General features: G+C 66.5%; 15 protein-coding genes. 11 read left to right on the top strand and 4 right to left on the bottom strand.

All coding sequences use genetic code 11. From position 1 onward, the window contains the following. The first annotated feature begins 52 nt into the window (after positions 1 to 52). A complete protein-coding gene (locus G7079_RS10120; protein ID WP_166057181.1) occupies positions 53 to 964 on the top strand; it encodes a cation diffusion facilitator family transporter in 912 nt (303 codons plus the stop codon). A gap of 3 nt (positions 965 to 967) precedes the next feature. On the opposite strand, the gene rlmJ is transcribed toward G7079_RS10120, so the two are convergent. Next, positions 968 to 1825 (bottom strand): 23S rRNA (adenine(2030)-N(6))-methyltransferase RlmJ, encoded by an 858-nt coding sequence (rlmJ, locus tag G7079_RS10115; protein ID WP_166057180.1) that lies wholly within the window; start codon positions 1823 to 1825, stop codon positions 968 to 970. 160 nt (positions 1826 to 1985) lie between these two features. Here rlmJ and creB point away from each other — a divergent pair, with 160 nt between their 5' ends. The 6 genes from creB to G7079_RS10085 all read left to right on the top strand — a co-directional run bounded on the left by creB (position 1986) and on the right by G7079_RS10085 (position 8961). Then, on the top strand, positions 1986 to 2669 hold the full coding sequence (gene creB, locus G7079_RS10110; protein ID WP_166057179.1) for a two-component system response regulator CreB: 684 nt from the start codon (positions 1986 to 1988) through the stop codon (positions 2667 to 2669). An 18-nt stretch (positions 2670 to 2687) separates the two neighbouring features. Beyond that, the gene (gene creC, locus G7079_RS10105; protein WP_166057916.1) at positions 2688 to 4124 is read left to right on the top strand and encodes a two-component system sensor histidine kinase CreC; all 1437 of its coding nucleotides are present in this window, start codon (positions 2688 to 2690) and stop codon (positions 4122 to 4124) included. A gap of 245 nt (positions 4125 to 4369) precedes the next feature. After that, entirely contained in the window at positions 4370 to 5770 is a 1401-nt protein-coding gene (gene creD, locus G7079_RS10100) for a cell envelope integrity protein CreD (protein ID WP_166057178.1), read from the top strand. A gap of 20 nt (positions 5771 to 5790) precedes the next feature. Next, complete coding sequence (locus G7079_RS10095) at positions 5791 to 6393, top strand: GNAT family N-acetyltransferase (RefSeq protein ID WP_166057177.1); 603 nt, start codon at positions 5791 to 5793, stop codon at positions 6391 to 6393. Further along, entirely contained in the window at positions 6390 to 7307 is a 918-nt protein-coding gene (locus G7079_RS10090; RefSeq protein WP_166057176.1) for a carbon-nitrogen hydrolase family protein, read from the top strand. Before G7079_RS10095 ends, G7079_RS10090 begins: the two co-directional genes overlap by 4 nt. Before the next feature lie 70 nt (positions 7308 to 7377). Continuing rightward, positions 7378 to 8961 carry a M20/M25/M40 family metallo-hydrolase gene (locus tag G7079_RS10085; protein ID WP_166057175.1) on the top strand — a complete coding sequence of 528 codons (1584 nt, stop codon included), beginning with the start codon at positions 7378 to 7380 and terminating at the stop codon, positions 8959 to 8961. A gap of 47 nt (positions 8962 to 9008) precedes the next feature. Here the strand turns inward: G7079_RS10085 and G7079_RS10080 are convergent, their stop codons facing one another. Both G7079_RS10080 and G7079_RS10075 read right to left on the bottom strand, forming a co-directional pair. Continuing rightward, on the bottom strand, positions 9009 to 9563 hold the full coding sequence (locus G7079_RS10080) for a phosphatase PAP2 family protein (protein WP_166057174.1): 555 nt from the start codon (positions 9561 to 9563) through the stop codon (positions 9009 to 9011). Continuing rightward, a complete protein-coding gene (locus G7079_RS10075; RefSeq protein ID WP_166057173.1) occupies positions 9541 to 10689 on the bottom strand; it encodes a glycosyltransferase family 1 protein in 1149 nt (382 codons plus the stop codon). The genes G7079_RS10080 and G7079_RS10075 overlap by 23 nt, the downstream gene beginning before the upstream one ends. Positions 10690 to 10959: 270 nt before the next feature. On the opposite strand from G7079_RS10075, the gene G7079_RS10070 reads away from it, so the two are divergent. Genes G7079_RS10070 through G7079_RS10055 form a run of 4 tightly spaced genes read left to right on the top strand, consistent with a single transcriptional unit; the run spans position 10960 to position 16279 of the window. Beyond that, positions 10960 to 11370, top strand: a complete 411-nt coding sequence (locus G7079_RS10070; RefSeq protein ID WP_166057172.1) for a GntR family transcriptional regulator — start codon at positions 10960 to 10962, stop codon at positions 11368 to 11370. Between the two features lie 46 nt (positions 11371 to 11416). After that, positions 11417 to 12331 carry an ATP-binding cassette domain-containing protein gene (locus G7079_RS10065; RefSeq protein WP_166057171.1) on the top strand — a complete coding sequence of 305 codons (915 nt, stop codon included), beginning with the start codon at positions 11417 to 11419 and terminating at the stop codon, positions 12329 to 12331. Positions 12332 to 12370: 39 nt separating this feature from the next. Then, positions 12371 to 14191 carry a hypothetical protein gene (locus G7079_RS10060; RefSeq protein WP_166057170.1) on the top strand — a complete coding sequence of 607 codons (1821 nt, stop codon included), beginning with the start codon at positions 12371 to 12373 and terminating at the stop codon, positions 14189 to 14191. Positions 14192 to 14215: 24 nt separating this feature from the next. After that, a complete protein-coding gene (locus tag G7079_RS10055; protein WP_166057169.1) occupies positions 14216 to 16279 on the top strand; it encodes an alpha/beta fold hydrolase in 2064 nt (687 codons plus the stop codon). Positions 16280 to 16376: 97 nt separating this feature from the next. On the opposite strand, the gene G7079_RS10050 is transcribed toward G7079_RS10055, so the two are convergent. Continuing rightward, positions 16377 to 16766 (bottom strand): DUF1801 domain-containing protein, encoded by a 390-nt coding sequence (locus tag G7079_RS10050; protein WP_166057168.1) that lies wholly within the window; start codon positions 16764 to 16766, stop codon positions 16377 to 16379. Position 16767 lies beyond the last annotated feature (1 nt).

The raw sequence follows: 16767 nt of genomic DNA, 5'->3' as shown, positions 1-16767 counted from the left end.
GCGCGCGCCGAGGTAATGGCTAAGATGCAGCCTTGTCGAACGAGGTAGCACGATGTCCGCACATGGCGATTCCACCAAGGCGGTGCTGGTTGCGCTGGGCGCGAACCTGGCGATCGCCGTTGCCAAGGGCGTGGCGGCCTGGTTCACCCGCTCCGGCGCGATGCTGGCCGAGACCGTGCATTCGCTGGCCGATTGCGGCAACCAGGTGTTGTTGCTGATCGGCATGAAGCAAGCGAAGGGCCCGCCTTCGGCCGAGCATCCACTGGGGCGCGGCAAGGAGGTCTACTTCTGGTCGTTCCTGGTTGCGGTGATGCTGTTCACCATCGGCGGCATGTATTCGATCTACGAGGGCTTGCACAAGCTGGCGCATCCGGAGCCGCTGGAAAAATGGCAATGGGCGGTGGGCGTGTTGCTGTTCTCGATCGCGATGGAGGGGTATTCCACCCATGCCTGCCTGAAGGAAGCGGCGGCTGAACGCCAGGGCCGCAGCCTGTGGCGTTGGTTCCGCGAGAGCCGCAGCGCCGAGCTCATCGTGGTGGTGGGCGAGAACATCGCCGCCTTGCTGGGCCTGAGCGTGGCGCTGGTGTTCATCGCGCTGAGCATCCTCACCGGCGATCCGCTGTGGGATGCGGTGGGCACGCTCGCCATCGGCGTGTTGCTGGTGGTGGTGGCGGTGTTCGTGGCGATCGAGGTGAAGGCGATGTTGGTGGGGCAGAGCATCGACCCGCGCCGGCAGGACGAAATGCTGGCCTTCCTGCGCGTGCGGCCGGAGATCGACACCGTCTACAACCTGATCACCTTGCAGCTGGGCACCCGCGCGATGGTGTCGGTGCAGGCGCGGCTGCGCCGGGATGTCGGCAGTGCGCGGCAGATCGACGCCATCGAGCGCGATTTCCGCGCCGCCTTCCCGGAAGTGCAGTGGAGCTTCTTCGAGCCCGAAGAGAAAGGCGAAGTCGCAGCCTGAGGTTCAGGCGGGTTGGCGCAACCACTCCATGCGCGATGACGCCCCGGCCTCGCCCAGCGCCGCGCGCATGGCCTCGAGCGCGGGCTTCATCGCCACGTCGAACTGCCAGGGCGCATTGAGCAGCAACATCCCGCTGCCGTTCATGCGTAGCGGCGAATCGTCCGGCCGCACCAGCAGTTCCAGCAGCAGCACGGACTTGGCATCGAGCGCGCCCGCCTTGCGGTAGAACTGCTGCAGGGCGCGACGCTGCTTGATCGGGTACCACAGCGCGATCATTCCCTGTGGCCAGCGTGCCAGTGCTTCGCGAATGGCGGCGAGGGCGATGTCGAATTCATCCAGTTGCGCCTCGTAGGGCGGATCGATCAGCACCAGCCCGCGGGCGAATTTCATGGCGCCATGCTTTGGCGGCAGCAGCGCCTTGATCGCGGTGTAACCGTCGCGCGCATGCACCGCCACGCGCGGGTCATGGGCGAAATTGTCGCGCAGGACGTTGGCTTCCTCGGGGTGCAGCTCGCAGGCGGCGATGCGGTCCTGCTCGCGCAGCGCATGCGCCAGCAACCAGGGCGAACCGGGATAGGCATGCGCGCCGTGCTGTTGTCGGCAGGCCTTGATCGCAGCCAGGTAGCGCTGGATCGCGTGCTGGCGCGGTGCCTCCGCCAGGAGGCGGGCGATGCCGTCCTGCGCCTCACCGGTCTTTTGCGCGGCCTCGCCATCCAGCTTGTACAGGCCACGGCCGCCGTGGGTATCCAGCGCGAAGCAGGCCGCCGGTTTTGCGGTGAGGGCGTCGCAGAGGGCAAGCAGTACGACGTGCTTGAGCACGTCGGCGTGGTTGCCGGCATGGAAGGCGTGGCGATAGTTCATCGCGACATTGTGGGGGAAACGGGGTCAGAGTGAAGTTTCCCGTCTTTTGCGAAGGAACGAGTGGAGGTGCTCGACGGGAAATTCACTCTGACCCCGTTTCCTTTCCTCACTTCACACCCGCCACGCAAACGGCACCGCGTCCTCGGCTAGGATGCGGCGCATGCCAATGACCATCCTGCTGGCCGAAGACGAGAGTGCCATCGCCGAGACCGTGCTGTACGCCCTGCGCGCGGAAGGCTATGCGGCCGAACACGTGTTGCTGGGCGGCGAGGTGCTGCCGCGGCTGCGGCGTGGCGGCATCGACCTGGTGATCCTCGACGTGGGCCTGCCGGACACCAGCGGCTTCGATGTCTGCCGCGCGCTGCGTGGCGAAAGCGAGGTGCCGGTGCTGTTCCTGACCGCGCGCGATGCGGAACTCGATCGCGTGTTGGGGCTGGAACTGGGCGGCGACGACTACATGGCCAAGCCCTTCTCGCCACGCGAGCTGGTGGCGCGGGTGCGTGCGCGTTTGCGCCGGCAGGTGGCGGTGGGCGATGGCGGTTGGAAGCGGATGGGGCGCTTCGAACTGGATGCGGCCGGCCATCGGGTGCGCTTCGATGGCGTGCTGCTGGATCTCACCCGCTACGAATTCGGCCTGCTGGAGGCCTTGCTGGCGCGGCCGGGTGCGGTGCTGGACCGGGCGCGGCTGATGGATCGGGTCTGGGGCGATGCACTGGAATCCGGCGAGCGCACGATCGATACCCATGTGAAGACCATCCGCGCGAAGTTGCGCGCCATCGCGCCGGAGGCCGACCCGATCCACACCGTGCGTGGCCTGGGCTATGCCGTGCATGTCGATGGTTGACCGATGAAACCCTGGCGCATGAACATCGGCCTGCGCGTGCTGCTGGGTTATTTCCTGATCGTCGCCTTGGCGGCGCTGCTGGTGACCAAGGTCTTCGTCGAACAGGTCAAGCCGGGCGTGCGCCAGGCGATGGAAGGCACCTTGATCGATACCGCCAATACGCTGGCGGAACTGGCGACGGACGACATGCTGGCCGGGCGCATCGCCGATGGCGCGTTCGCGCAACGCGTGCGCGCGGTGCAGGCGCGCGAGGTCGGCGCCGACATCTCGGGGTTCTCCAAGGAGCGCAGCGGCTTTCGCGTCACGGTCGCTGATGCACGCGGGATCGTGGTGTTCGATTCCGAAGATCGCGACGTCGGCCGCGACAATTCGCGCTGGAACGATGTCTATCGCACCCTGCGCGGGCAATACGGCGCGCGTTCCACCCGCAGCGATCCGGACGATCCGGACAGCACGGTGATGCACGTGGCCGCACCCATCTATGGGAAAGATGGCGATGCAAGCGGGCGCATCGTCGGTGTGCTGAGCGTGGCCAAGCCGAACAGCGCGATGGCGCCGTTCATCGCGCGCAGCCAGAACATCGTGGCGCGCTGGGGCTTCGTGCTGATGGGTGTGGCGCTGCTGGTCGGTGTGATGGCGGCATGGTGGCTGTCGCGCCAGCTAGGCGCATTGCGGCGTTACGCGGATGCGGTGACTGCGGGCGAACGTGCGGCGCAACCGGCGGCGGCGGGTGAGTTCGGCGACCTCGGGCGCGCGCTGCACGACATGCGCGAGAAACTGGAAGGCAAGCAGTACGTCGAGCAGTACGTGCATGCGCTGACCCACGAATTGAAGAGCCCGCTGGCGGCGATCCGCGGTGCGGCGGAATTGCTGGAACAACCGTTGCCGGAAGCCGACCGCCAGCGATTCGTCGCCAGCATTGCCGCGCAGGGCGAGCGCATGGCGCAGATGGTGGACAAGCTGCTGGCGCTGGCCGCGGTGGAGCATCGGCAACGGATCGAGCAGCCGATGCGTATCGATGCGTTTTCGTTGCTGCACGATGCCGTGCAGGCGGTGGCGCAACGCGCCGAGGCGGAAGGCATCGAAATCATGGTCGATGCATCACCCGATGCGGTGCTGTCCGGTGATGCCTTCCTGCTGCGACAGGCGCTGGTGAACTTGCTCGACAACGCGCTGGATTTCGCGCCGCGAGGCTCGACGGTGGAGGTGGGGGCGTCGAGTGTTGGCGATGCGATCCGTTTCGAAGTCGCAGACCATGGTGCCGGCGTGCCGGACTACGCGCGCGAACGTGTGTTCGAACGCTTCTATTCGCTGCCGCGTCCGGATGGAGGCAGTCGCAGCAGTGGTTTGGGGTTGCCGTTCGTGGCGCAGGTGGCGGAATTGCATGGTGGTCGCGCTGAACTGCGCGAGCGCGAGGGTGGCGGTACCGTCGCCGTCCTGTTGTTGCCGGCCTGAGCACGCACACCTCCGCGACTTGCACGAGCAGCGTTGGGCGATGGGAATAGTCCGAGCGGGCCATGGATGGCCCGCGCCCGCGAGATCAGTCGTGAATGACTGGAACGAGCGGCGGACTATTCCCATCGCCCAACGATGCGTAGCGAGGAACGTGACAAGCGACTTCACCCACGCTTCATCGCCAGCACGACAACCGCACACTGAAGCGCGCCAGCATCGTCCCATCACAGGACGGGAGAGGCGTCATGCGTTTGGGCTTGAAGATCGCGATGGTGGTCGTGCTGGTGCTGGCGATCCTGATTCCGCTTTCGATGATCCGCGGCACGATTGCGGAGCGGCAACAGTACCGCCAGCAGGCGGTGGACGAAGTGACCCGCAGCTATGCGGGCGAGCAGGGCATTGCCGGGCCGGTGCTGGTGGTGCCGTATCGCGAGCAGGTGGAAGTGGAGGAGCGCGATGCACAGGGTGTCCTGCGCAAGCAGGTACGCGAGGTGGATCGGCAATGGCTGTTCTTCCCGAAGACGATGCAAGCCAGTGGCAAGGTGCTGCCCTCGATCCGCAAGCGCGGTTTGCACCAGGTGCGGGTCTATGAATGGCAGGGCGATATCGATGCGGTATTCGATGCGCGCCTGCCTGCCGCCGATCCGGCACGTCCGCGCAAGATCGGCGTGCCGTGGCTGAACATCGGCATCGCCGATGTGCGCGGGCTGGTTGGCGCACCCACATTGCGCGTAGCTGGCAACAGCATGCCGATCCTGCAAGGCCAGAAGGATCGCAGCGGCGGTGGCATACACGCGCTGCTACCGGAAAGCCTGGTGGCGGGCGAGCGCATCGCTTTCCCGGTGCAATTCGGTTTTGCCCTGCGCGGCACCGAGGCGCTGGCGATCGCGCCGCTGGCCGACAGCAACCGCATCGTGCTGACATCCTCATGGCCGCATCCGCAGTTCAACGGCGATTTCCTGCCGCGTGCGCATCGCATCGATGCAAAGGGCTTCCACGCCGAATGGGACGTGTCTTCGCTGGCCAGCAATGCGCAGGCGCAGTATCGCGAGGGTGGCGATGCGGCGATGAACAAGCAGAAAGCTGCGATTGGTCGTGACGGCGCGGCGGTCGCGCTGCCTGCCGATGCGGCGGTCGCCATCGACAAGGTCGGCCTGTCGCTGGTCGAGCCGGTCAATCTGTACTCCAAGGTCGATCGCGCCAGCAAGTACGGCCTGCTGTTCGTGCTGCTGACCTTCGTCGGTTTCTTCATGTTCGAGACCATCAAGCAGCTGCCGATCCACCCGATCCAGTACGCGCTTGTCGGCCTCGCGCTCGCGATCTTCTTCCTGCTGCTGCTCAGCCTGTCCGAGCACATCGCCTTCGGCTGGGCCTATCTTGCCGCGGCGGTGGCTTGTATCGGCCTGATCGGCTTCTACGTTGGCAACGTGCTGCGCAGCCGCGCGCGCGGGCTGGGCTTCGCCGCGATGCTGGGCCTGCTGTATGCCGCGCTGTACGGCCTGTTGATGTCGGAGGACAACGCGCTGGTGTTGGGTGCGGGCCTGCTGTTCGTGGTGCTGGCCGCGATCATGGTCGCCACCCGCAAGGTCGATTGGTACCAGGTGGCGTCGAGGATCGGCACGCAATCGGCACCGACGTCCAACTGACCTGCCGATAGAATCGACCGATGCGCGATCCGATCACATTGCAAACCCTGTCCGGTGCGGCGCTGCTGCCGCACCTGGACGCGGTGGCCGCTTTGCGCATCGCGGTGTTCCGCGACTGGCCCTATCTCTATGAAGGCGATGTGGGCTACGAACGCGAATACCTCGCTGCCTACGCAGGATCCCCGAACAGCGTGGTGGTGCTGGCGCGCGATGGCGATGCGGTGATCGGCGCGAGTACCGGCATTCCGCTGGCCGAGGACAGCGCCGAGTTCCAGGCGCCATTCGTTGAACGCGGTATCGACGTGTCGAAGGTGTTCTATTGCGGCGAGTCGGTGTTGTTGCCGGCGTATCGCGGACGCGGCATCGGCCATGCCTTCTTCGACGCGCGCGAGGCGCATGCGCGTGCATTGGGCGGTTTCGATTGCACCGCGTTCGCGGCGGTGGATCGTGCTGGGGACGATCCACGCAAGCCCGCCGGCCATCGCGGCAACGATATGTTCTGGAGCAAGCGCGGCTATGCGCGGCAGCCGGGCATGACCATGCAACTGCACTGGAACGAAGTCGGGATCGGCGAAGTCGCCCATCCGCTCACGTTCTGGTTGCGTCCACTGGAGACGACATGAAAGTCGCAGTCGCGAAATATCCGATCGGCGAACCACGGGGCTTCGAGGCCTTTGCATCGAAACAGGAACAGTGCCTGCGCGAAGCCAAGGCGCGCGGTGCGCAACTGGCGGTACTGCCGGAATACCTGTCGCTGGAACTGGCGGCCATCTTCGATGCCGGGACTCGCGATGATTTCGCCGCCTCGCTGTCCGCGCTGCAGCCGTTTCGCGAATCGTGGCTGGCCCTGTATGCCGGATTGGCGCAGTCGCTGGGCCTGTGGATCAACGCCGGCAGCTTCCTGCTGGATCACGGGCATGGCCGTTATCGCAATCGCAGCGACCTGTTCGCGCCGGACGGCGGGCATTCGTGGCAGGACAAGCTGCGGCTGACCGGCTTCGAGAAGAAGACCGGGATCATCGAGCCCGGCGATGCGTTGAAGGTATTCGAAGTCGAGGGCGTGCGTGCAGGGATCGCGGTCTGCTACGACAGTGAATTCCCGCTGCCGGTGCGCGCGCAGTGCGAAGCCGGTGCGCGCCTGCTGCTGGTGCCCAGTTGCACCGATACGGAAGCCGGCGCGACCCGTGTGCGCGTGGGCTGCCTGGCGCGGGCGCTGGAGAACCGGATGTTCGTGGCGCAGGCCGTGACTGCCGGGGAAGTGCCGTGGAGCCCCGCGCTGGACACGAACACCGGCGAGGCCGCGTTGATTGCGCCGATGGACGTGGGCCTGCCATCCGATGGCATGTTGGTGCAGACCCGCGGCAACGAGGCCTGGGCCGTGGCCGAACTGGATTTCGATGCGCTGGAGGCCAGCCGGGCGAACGCACAGGTGGCCAACGACCGCGATTGGGCGGCGCAGTACTTCCCGACGGTGCTGCGGGCGCGGCTGGAGCGTGCCGTGCATCACGCGACAGGGGCGAATGCGGCCCGTGCATGACCGATGGGCTAGGCGTCGAGGGTGGTTGCGCCCCTAGACTCGGTGGTTTGTGCCAGTCCCGGGGAATGCAATGAAGCGAGTGTTGTTGACGGCCGCGCTGCTCGCGGGCGGGTTTGCGAACGCGCAAGAGAAGATCGACCTGGACATGACCGGGCGCATCCGCCAGGAGGCGTTCCAGCGTTCGCAGGTGATGGCGACCCTGAACCACCTGACCGACGAGATCGGCCCGCGCCTAACCAATTCGCCGTCGATGGCGGAAGCCAATCGTTGGACGCGCTCCAAGTTCACCGAATGGGGCCTGTCCAATGTGCATGACGAGGCGGTGGAGGACATCGGCCGTGGCTGGTCGTTCAGCGATGCCGGCGTGGAGATGCTTAGCCCGCGGGTGATGCCGCTACATGCGCTGCCGAAGGCGTGGACGCCCGGCACTGCCGGCCCGGTGGAGGGCGAGGCGATCTACGCCAAGCTGCAGAACAAGGCCGACCTGGAGAAGTGGAAGGGCAAGCTCAAGGGCAAGGTGCTGTTCACCGACGAACTGCGTGCCTACAAGCCGAACGAGAAGTCCGACTTCGACCGCCACGACCACGAGAGCCTGGAGGAGTTGCTGTCGTATCCGCTGCCGATGGATCGCCGTGGCGATGCGGATCGCATCGCGCAGTTCCGCGAGCGCATGGAATTCGGTCCGTTGCTCAACCAGTTCCTGATCGATGAGGGCGTGGTCGCGACCATGTCGATCAGCAGCTGGAACGACGGCATCGTCCGCGTGATGGGCGGCGGTTCGCGCAAGGCCGGCGAATCGGTCGGGGTACCCGCGTTGGTGATGATGGCCGAACACTACAACACGGTGATGCGCGCGCTGGATCGCAAGGAGTCGGTGAAGCTGCGCATCAACGTGGACGCGCGGTTCCTGGACGAGGCCAACCAGCCCGGCTACAACACCATCGCCGAGATTCCCGGCACCGGCCCGCAGAAAAACGAAGTGGTGATGCTGGGCGCGCACATGGACTCCTGGCACACCGGCTCCGGCGCCAACGACAACGGCGCCGGCGTGGCGGTGATGATGGAGGCGGTGCGCATCCTCAAGGCAGTCGGCGCGCGTCCCAACCGCACCATCCGCGTGGCGTTGTGGACGGGTGAGGAGCAGGGCCTGATCGGTTCGCAGGATTACGTGGCCAAGCATTTCGCCGCCTACCCGGAGCCCACCGATCCTGCGCAGAAGGCGATCCCGGCGGCGTTCCGCACCAACAAGGGCAAGCTGGCCAAGACTGGTGCGTACGAGAAGATCAGCGCCTACTTCAACCTGGACAACGGCAGCGGCAAGATCCGCGGCATCTACGCGCAGGAGAACCTGGCGGCCGCGCCGATCTTCGAGGAATGGCTGAAGCCGTGGAACGACGTGGGCGCCACCATCGTGACCCAGCGCAATACCGGCAGCACCGACCACGTCAGCTTCGACCGCGTCGGCATCCCCGGCTTCCAGTTCGTGCAGGACCAGCTGGACTATTTCAGCCACGTCCACCACACCCATCTGGACGTGCAGGATCACGCGGTGGCAGACGACCTCAAGCAGGCCTCGGCGATCGTTGCCTCGTTCGTCTACAACACGGCGCAGCGCCCGGCCAAGCTGCCGCGCAAGATGTTCGTCGAGGATTGATCGCAAACGACATGCGATGTACGAAGGGCCGGCAATGCCGGCCCTTCTCACGTCGTGAACAGGGACACTCCCGGTACCAACCACAGCGACAACGCAGCAATCGCGCTGCCGATACCGGTGGCAGCAAATACGTCGCTGGGGTAATGCAGGCCGAGCACCACGCGCGATGCCGCCACGCTGGCGGTGAACGGCACCAGCAGCCAGGCCAGTGCCGGGTAATGCGCCATCGCCACCAGGCTGAAGGCCACCGCGTGCAAGGTGTGGCCGGAAGGGAAACTGAACTCGTCCAGCGGTGCCACCCAGGCGCGGATGCGCACGTCGCTGGCGAATGGGCGCGGGCGTCGTGTCCAGCGCTTGAGCAGCTTGTACAAGGTGAGCGCGATCAAGCCCGTCACCGCAAGATGCAGCGACGCGCGCAGTCCGGCCATGCCGTCGAACACGATCAGCGCGCCCATCAGCGCGTACCAGAACACGCCATCGCCGAGCCGGCTGACTGCCGCGAAATAGCGCAGTGCGCCGTTGCGCGTACACACCTGGTTGGCGCGCAGACACCAGCCGTTTTCGGTATCGAGCAATCGGTTACGTTGCAGCGGCCGCGACATGGCTGCCTCCGTCGTTCGCCAGCGATTGCAGGATGTGGTCGAAGTCCTCGGCGACCTGCGCCGGCCGCAGCGTACTCACGGCCTCTCGGCAGGTCATGCGCATCGCGCTGCGCAGCAGGTCGTCGCTGCCGATGCGTGCCACCGCGTCGATGAAGCCGGCATCGTCGCCGTCCCGGATCGCCGCGCCGTGGATGTCGTTGCGCAGGATCTCGCGCGCGGCGCCGTAGTCGAAGGCGACCGTCGGCACGCCGCTGGCCAGCGCTTCCAGGGTGACGTTGCCGAAAGTTTCGCTGTGGCTGGCGAACACGAACAGGTCTCCGCTGGCAAAATGCCGGGCCAGGTCGTCGCCGCGTTGCACGCCGCAGAAGATGAAGTCCGGGTTGTCGCGCTGCAATTGCGCGCGCGCCGGGCCATCGCCGACCCAGACGAACTTCGCGTCGGGGCGCATTTTTTGCAGTTCGCGGAAGGCGCGCACCGCCAGCGGCAGGTTTTTCTCCGCAGCGATGCGGCCGACGTAGATCGCGGCGACATCGCGATCGCCAAGCCGCCATTGCGCGCGCAGTTCGCGGTCGCGGCGTGTGGGATCGAACTGTTGCGTATCTACTGCGCGCGCCAGCCGCACCACGTTGTCGAAACCTTCGCCTTGCAGGAATTCCTGCAGTTCGCGGGTCGGCACCAGGGTCGCTTGCGCGCCATTGTGGAACCGGCGCATCCAGCGCAGGGCCACGCCCTGCAGCCAGGGCGCGCCGTAATCGCGCATGTAGTCGTCGAAGCGGGTGTGGAAGCCGGTGGCGGCGGGGATGCCGAGCTGGCGCGCGGCGCGCAGTGCGGACCAGCCCAGCGGGCCTTCGGTGGCGACGTAGATCGCATCCGGGCGCGCCAGCTGCCAGCGTTTGCGTAGGGTCCGGGTCGCCGGCAGGCCGAACTTCAGGCCGGGGTAGCGCGGCAGGCCGGCGCCGCGAACCAGCAGGGTGTCGGCAGCGGGGCCGCCATCGCCGTCCTGGCGTGGACGCACCAGTTCAACGTCGTGGCCGCGCTCGCGCAGGCCCTGTTCCAGCCCCTGCACGGTGAGGGCGACGCCGTTCACTTCCGGTGGGTAGGTCTCGGTGACGATGGCGTAGCGCATGCAGCTCTCCGTTTGCGGGAGGCTGCCCGACGCGGGTGACCGCGCGGTGTCGCGGGGATGACGCGGCGGTGACAAGGCGCGGTAGTGCATAGAGGCGGAACGGGCCGGCGTTCGCGCAGTGGCATTTCGAGCCGCGTAGCGAATGCCGGCCCGTTCCGCCTGCGTGAACCCCGGTTTCGATCCCCGAAACCTCCGTTTCGTCGCAACCCGGATTGACGGCCGGGCTCTGTTCGTACTGTACTAGTTCTAATAGTACAGATAGGACAGCGCATGGCCCGTCCCCAAGCCTTGATGATCCAGATCGCCACCGGCGATCCGCGCCCGATCGGCAAACAGATCGTGGATGCGGTGCGGATGAAGATCGCCACCGGCGAACTGTCTGCCGGCGACCAGCTGCCCAGCGTGCGCGGCCTGGCCCAGCAACTGACCATCAATCCGAACACGGTCGCCAAGGCCTACGCCGAGCTCACCACGGAGGGCTGGCTGGAATCCCGGCAGGGCATGGGCCTGTACGTGGCCACCCCGCGCCAGCGCCTGTCCGACGACGAACGCGAACGCCGCCTCGACGACGCCATCGGCCGCTTCGTCAACGACGTGATCCCGCTCGGTTTTGCGCCTGACGAGGTGCAGGCGCGGGTCGAGCACGAATTTCGCCAGCTGGTTCCCCGAAAGATCGCCTGAGCGCGATTGAACCAATCCCCATACAAGCCGCTTCGAGCACCCACACATGAACGCAAGCAACGACTACGTGATCGAGACCCGGGCGCTGAGCAAGCGCTACGGCCGCAAGCTCGCGCTGGACAACCTCGACCTGCGCATCCCGCGCGGGCGCATCCACGCCATCGTCGGTGCCAACGGCGCGGGCAAGTCCACCCTGTTCCGGATCCTGATGGGCTTCATGCCGCCGACCGCGGGTGAGGCGCGCATCCTCGGCAAGGACAGTCAGTTGCTGACACCGGCTGATCGCAGCCGCATCGGCTTCGTCAACGAGGAACACACGCTGGCCAACTGGATGCGCGTGTCGCAGGTGGCTTCGATGCAACAGCACCAATACCCGCGCTGGAACCAGCAGGCCTACGACAGCGTGATTGGCCACTACCACGTGCTGCCGGAACAGAAGGTCGGGCAGTTGTCGCGCGGCGAACGCGCCGGCTTCAACCTGGCGCTGGCGCTGGCGCAGGGGCCGGAACTGCTGGTGCTGGACGAACCGACGCTGGGCCTGGACGTGGTCGCCAAGCGCGCGTTCCTGGAGTCGCTGCTGTACAGCAATGCCGCCGACGACTGCACGGTGATCTATTGCTCGCACCAGATGGAGGAGATCGAGCGCGTCGCCGACAACCTGATCATCCTCGAGCGCGGCCAGCTGAAGCACATGTCGGCGCCGGAGGACTTCACCGCGCGGGTCAGCCATTGGGTGGCCGACGTGCCGTTCAAGGGGCCGGAGCTGCATACCGTGCCCGGCCTGCTGGAAGTGCAGCGCCTCGATGGCCTGCACCACTACCTGGTGCTGGACCAGGACGACGGCTTCGAACAATTCCTGCGCGCCAGCGGCGCACGCAACGTGCAGTCGATGCCGGTCAGCCTGGACCGCGCCGTCAATGCCTTCCTTGCCAAGAACCACGCTGCGCCGGCTGCGGCCTGATGCGCAACGACACGCTCCGATAAGAATGGGGACACCAACATGATCGATCTCTTCAAGGGCGAGCTGCTGCGCTTCCGCCTGTGGGCGCTGGTTGCCGGGCTCATCAATCTCGCGATCCTCGGCTTCCTCAGCCGCATGGTCGACCTGGCGCAACAGCCGTTGCAGGTCTACCAGGTGTTCGGCGTGGTGTATGCCGTGGCCGGCGCCTTGCTGGGCCTGTACCAGATGGGCAGCTATCGCAAGCCGAACCAATGGCTGAACCTGTTGCATCGCCCATTGCATCGCCTGCGCATCGCCGGTGCGCTGAGTGGTGCCGGCGTGGTGCTGTTGCTGCTGGCGGTGGCGCTGCCGATCGCGCTGATCGCGCTGTACCAGGACACGATGACCGCGCGGGTGGTCGACATGCGCCACTGGCTGCTGCCGATCGCCGCGTGGCTGATCGCGGTCTCGGGTTACCTGGCCGGCGCGTACGCGATGGTCGGCGACCGTCGTTACTCGTTCGCCGGCTTCCTGCTGCCGAACCTGTTCATGTATTCGCAGGCCTCCGGTATCGCGATGCTTGGCGTGCAACTGGTCGCCATCGCCTTCCTCGCCGTGCTGCTGGCGATCGCGTTCAAGCCGGATCCGACCGCCGCATCGCGCAATCCATTGGCCGTGCTGGCGGTGGCGCTGCCGGTGCAGGTGGGTGCGTATTTCCTGGTGTGGATGCTGGGCTATGGCGTGGAAGTGGGCTGGACGGTCAGCGGCACGCATCCCTTGAACATGCCGACCCCGCCGAAGGGTGGCTACATCGAAGCCGACCGCGCCGAAGGCAAGGACCTGCTGCTGATGGGCATCGCGGGCAGCCGTGCACCCGAAGCCGCGCTGTGGCGCGAGCAGATCGCGCTGTCCGACGTGCATACGCGTTATCCGCTGCGCAACCTGCCGGAGCGCAACACGCTGACCAATCCGTCGCCGCTGGAATTCAGCGATGGCGACAACAACACCATGTTGGTGTTCAGCCACGACCGTGCGCGTTTCGTCCGTCGTGGCCTGCTCGACAACCGCCCGCGCGGTGAACTGGGCGTGGGCGAGGCGCAGGCGGCATTCCCGGCGCCGACGATGCCGTACGGCGCCACCTACCTGTTCAACGCGCATGCCGCCTACCAGTACGAGTCGGAACAGCAGCGCTTCTTCGAGCGCATCCGGCTTCCAGCGGGCGAAGTCATGGCCAGCCCGCCCGAACCCGCTGGCGACAACATCCTGGTGCTCAGCGACCGCGCCGCCTACTTCTATCCCGGCCGCGAGGCGATGAATGGCCTCGACCTGCTGCAGCCGCTCATGCGGGTGCCGATGCCGGGCCATGTCGGCAAGCTCAGCCGGGTGGACGCGATCGAACTGCTGGATGGCTACCTGCTGTCGTTCACCTACACCTGGGGTGTGTGGAGCGGCGAACTGCAGCAGCCGTTCCAGCAGGTGCTGCGCGTGGATGGCGCGGGCAAGGCGCATGAAGTCGCACGTCGTGCGATCAACATCGACCTGCCGTCCGCCTACACCAACCGCAACACCTGGCTGTCGCCGGTGATCCGCGCGATCTGCCTGGGCGCACGCGACCTGTTCGCCGCGAACGATCCGCTGACAGCGAAGCCCGAACGCGTGCCGAATTCGGTGTTGTGGCTGGCTGCCGCGTGCTGCCTGCTGTCGCTACTGGCGGCGATCTGGGTGAGCGGGCGCCAAGTGCATTCCCCACGCGGCCGATGGGCATGGGTGCTGCTGTGCGGCCTGGTCGGCCTGCCCGCACTCGCCAGCCTGTGGCTGCTGTATCCGCGTCGCGAGACCTTGCCGATGCCCGTGCCGCAGGCGCGGCCGGTCGCGGCCTGAGCGGGCAGGGACGAGGACACGACGATGACGATGCTTCGACACCTGTGCGGCACGCTGGCGCTGTGCGCGCTGCTGCTGGCACCACACGCCGTGCCGGCGCAGGCGAGCGAAAGCCTGCGTTCGGTGGAGGCCGCGCAACGCGCATTGCCGCGCGCACCGCGCCTGCCGCGCACGGCCTTTCTCGAAAACCGCACGCTGGTGGCTGCGCAGCTATCGCCGGCCGGCGACCGCGTGGCCTACCTGCGCGAACAGAAGGATTCGCGCAGCCTGTGGCTACTGCCAACGAATACCGATAAAGATGGTGGCAAGGCACGCATGCTGGTCGGCAGCACCCAGGCCGACCAGTTGATGTGGTCGCGCGATGGGCGTTGGCTGTTCCTGCGCGGCTCGCGCGCGCTGACCATCGTCGGTGTCGATGGCCGTGGCGGCGTGCGCGTGCCGCTGGGTGGCATCGAACGACGCCGGGTGATGAAGCTCGATCCGTCGCAACCGGCCGCCGTGCTGCTGCGCGAACGCGTGCGCGTCGGCAAGGGCGAGCGTTGGCGGATCGTGCGCATGGATGCGCAGGGCAGGCGCACCCAGCTGCGCGAGGACGCGCGCTGGATCCATGACGTCGCACTCGATTCGGCGGGACGCATCGTCGCGCTGGCGCGCTTCGAGGGCGACCACGATGCGCTGTATCGCCTGCGCCAGGACGGCACGTTGCGCGAAGTGCTGCGCCTGCGGGCGATGGAGCGGATCGAACTGTTGGCCGTGTTGCCCGACGGCAGCCTGTTGATGGAAGGCAACCCGGGTGGTGATTTCCGCCGCGTACTGCGCCTCGACGCGGACGACAAGCTGCAGACGCTGCACCAGGATCCACGCGACGAAGCCGACCTCGACGATGTCGCGCTGGATCCGCGCACGCAACAGCCGCTGGTGGCGAGTTACCGCAGCACCGTCGCCGCGACGTACGGCATTGGCGCTGCGCAGGCGGCCGTCGCCGACATCGTGCGCAAATTGCCGGGTCGCGATATCGGCGTGCAGGTCGGCAACGGTTCGTCCGCGCGCTGGCTGGTGAGCGAACGCGCAGCGACCCTGCGCGATCCGCGCTGGTACCTGTACGACCCGCGCAACGGCAACTTGCGCAGGATCCTCGACGATCCCGGCATCACCGCGAATTCGCCGAAGGAATCCGCGCTGGCGCGCAAGCTTGCAATCGCCTACACCGCCTCCGATGGCAAGCGCGCGCATGGCTTCGTGCTGCTGCCTCCGGGCGTGGATGCATCGCGCGCGCCGCTGATCGCGCAGGTGCACGGCGGTCCGATCAATCACTTCCGCGCCGGCTACGACGGCACCGCGCAGTTCCTCGCCAATCGTGGCTACGTGGTGTTCCAGTCGAATTTCCGCGGCTCCACCGGTCACGGTCGCGGCTACACGTTTGCCTCGAACGGCGACTACGGCAATGGCCGCGTGCAGCAGGACATCGCCGAGGGCGTGCGCTGGTTGCTGGCACAGGGGATTGGCGATGCGAATCGCGTCGGCATCGTTGGCCATTCCTTCGGCGGCTATTCCACGCTGCTGGGCCTGACCTTCCAGCCGGAGCTGTTCAAGGTCGGCGTGGCCGGCTCGCCGCCGGCTGACCTTGGCTGGTCGATGCGCTGGCTGGTCGCGGCCGGCGACCAGGGCGACCTGCCGGATCGTTCGCTGCGGCACACCCTGCGCGCGCTGTCGCTGGATGCCACCGATCCCGTGACCTATGCACGCCTGCACGCGCAGTCGCCGCAAGTGAACGCGGCGAAGATGCAGCGCCCGTTGCTGATCATGGCCGGTGGTGCCGACCGCACGGTGGCGATCCGTGAAGTGGTGAATTACGCCGCGACCTTGAAAGCGCTGGGCAGGCCGGTGAGCTTGCTGGTGGAGCCGGGCGGCGGCCATTCGCCGGTCGATCCGATTCCGCGCGAGGCTTATCTGTTCGGCATGGAAACCATGCTGCAGAAACATCTTGGCGGGCCAGCGCCGGAAGCCCCGGGCCAGCGCCTGCGTGCCTACCTGCGTGAGAACCTGCGATTGGCGGGGCCGGAGTTCAAGGACTTCGCGAAGAAGTAGGAAATGGGGTCAGAGTGAATTTCCCGTCGACCATTTCCACTCGTTCGGAGCCTTGGACGGGAAACTTCACTCTGACCCCATTTCCCATCCCCGCGGCTCACTTCAAGCGTTCGAGCTTGCCCTTGCGCTTGACGATGTTCTTGTAATCCCACTGGATGTCGCGGGCCTTGCCCAGCCAGCGCTGCAGGGCCTCGACATCCACCTGCGCGACATCGGTGTAACGCGCTTCGGCGGCTTTGAAGCTGCCTTCGTCCTGCAGGCCGGCCTCATCGAAGGATTGTCCGCTCCAGAACAGCAGGCGGATGCAGGATTTCAGTTTGCTGTAGCCGGCGATCGGATTGCCGTCGAGGAACCACACCGGGTGGCGATGCCAGAGTTTGTTCTCGGCTTCTGGCAATGCAGTGCCGATCTGCCGCGCGAGCAAGTCGCAGATCGCCTTGTCGGCGGCGGATTGCGCATCGTTGTAGGCCTGCGTGTCCGGATGCATC

The organism is Thermomonas sp. HDW16, assembly GCF_011302915.1.
Taxonomy (GTDB): Bacteria; Pseudomonadota; Gammaproteobacteria; order Xanthomonadales; family Xanthomonadaceae; genus Thermomonas.
Note: the sequence above shows the minus strand (reverse complement) of the source record. Positions and strands in the feature narration are given on the sequence as shown.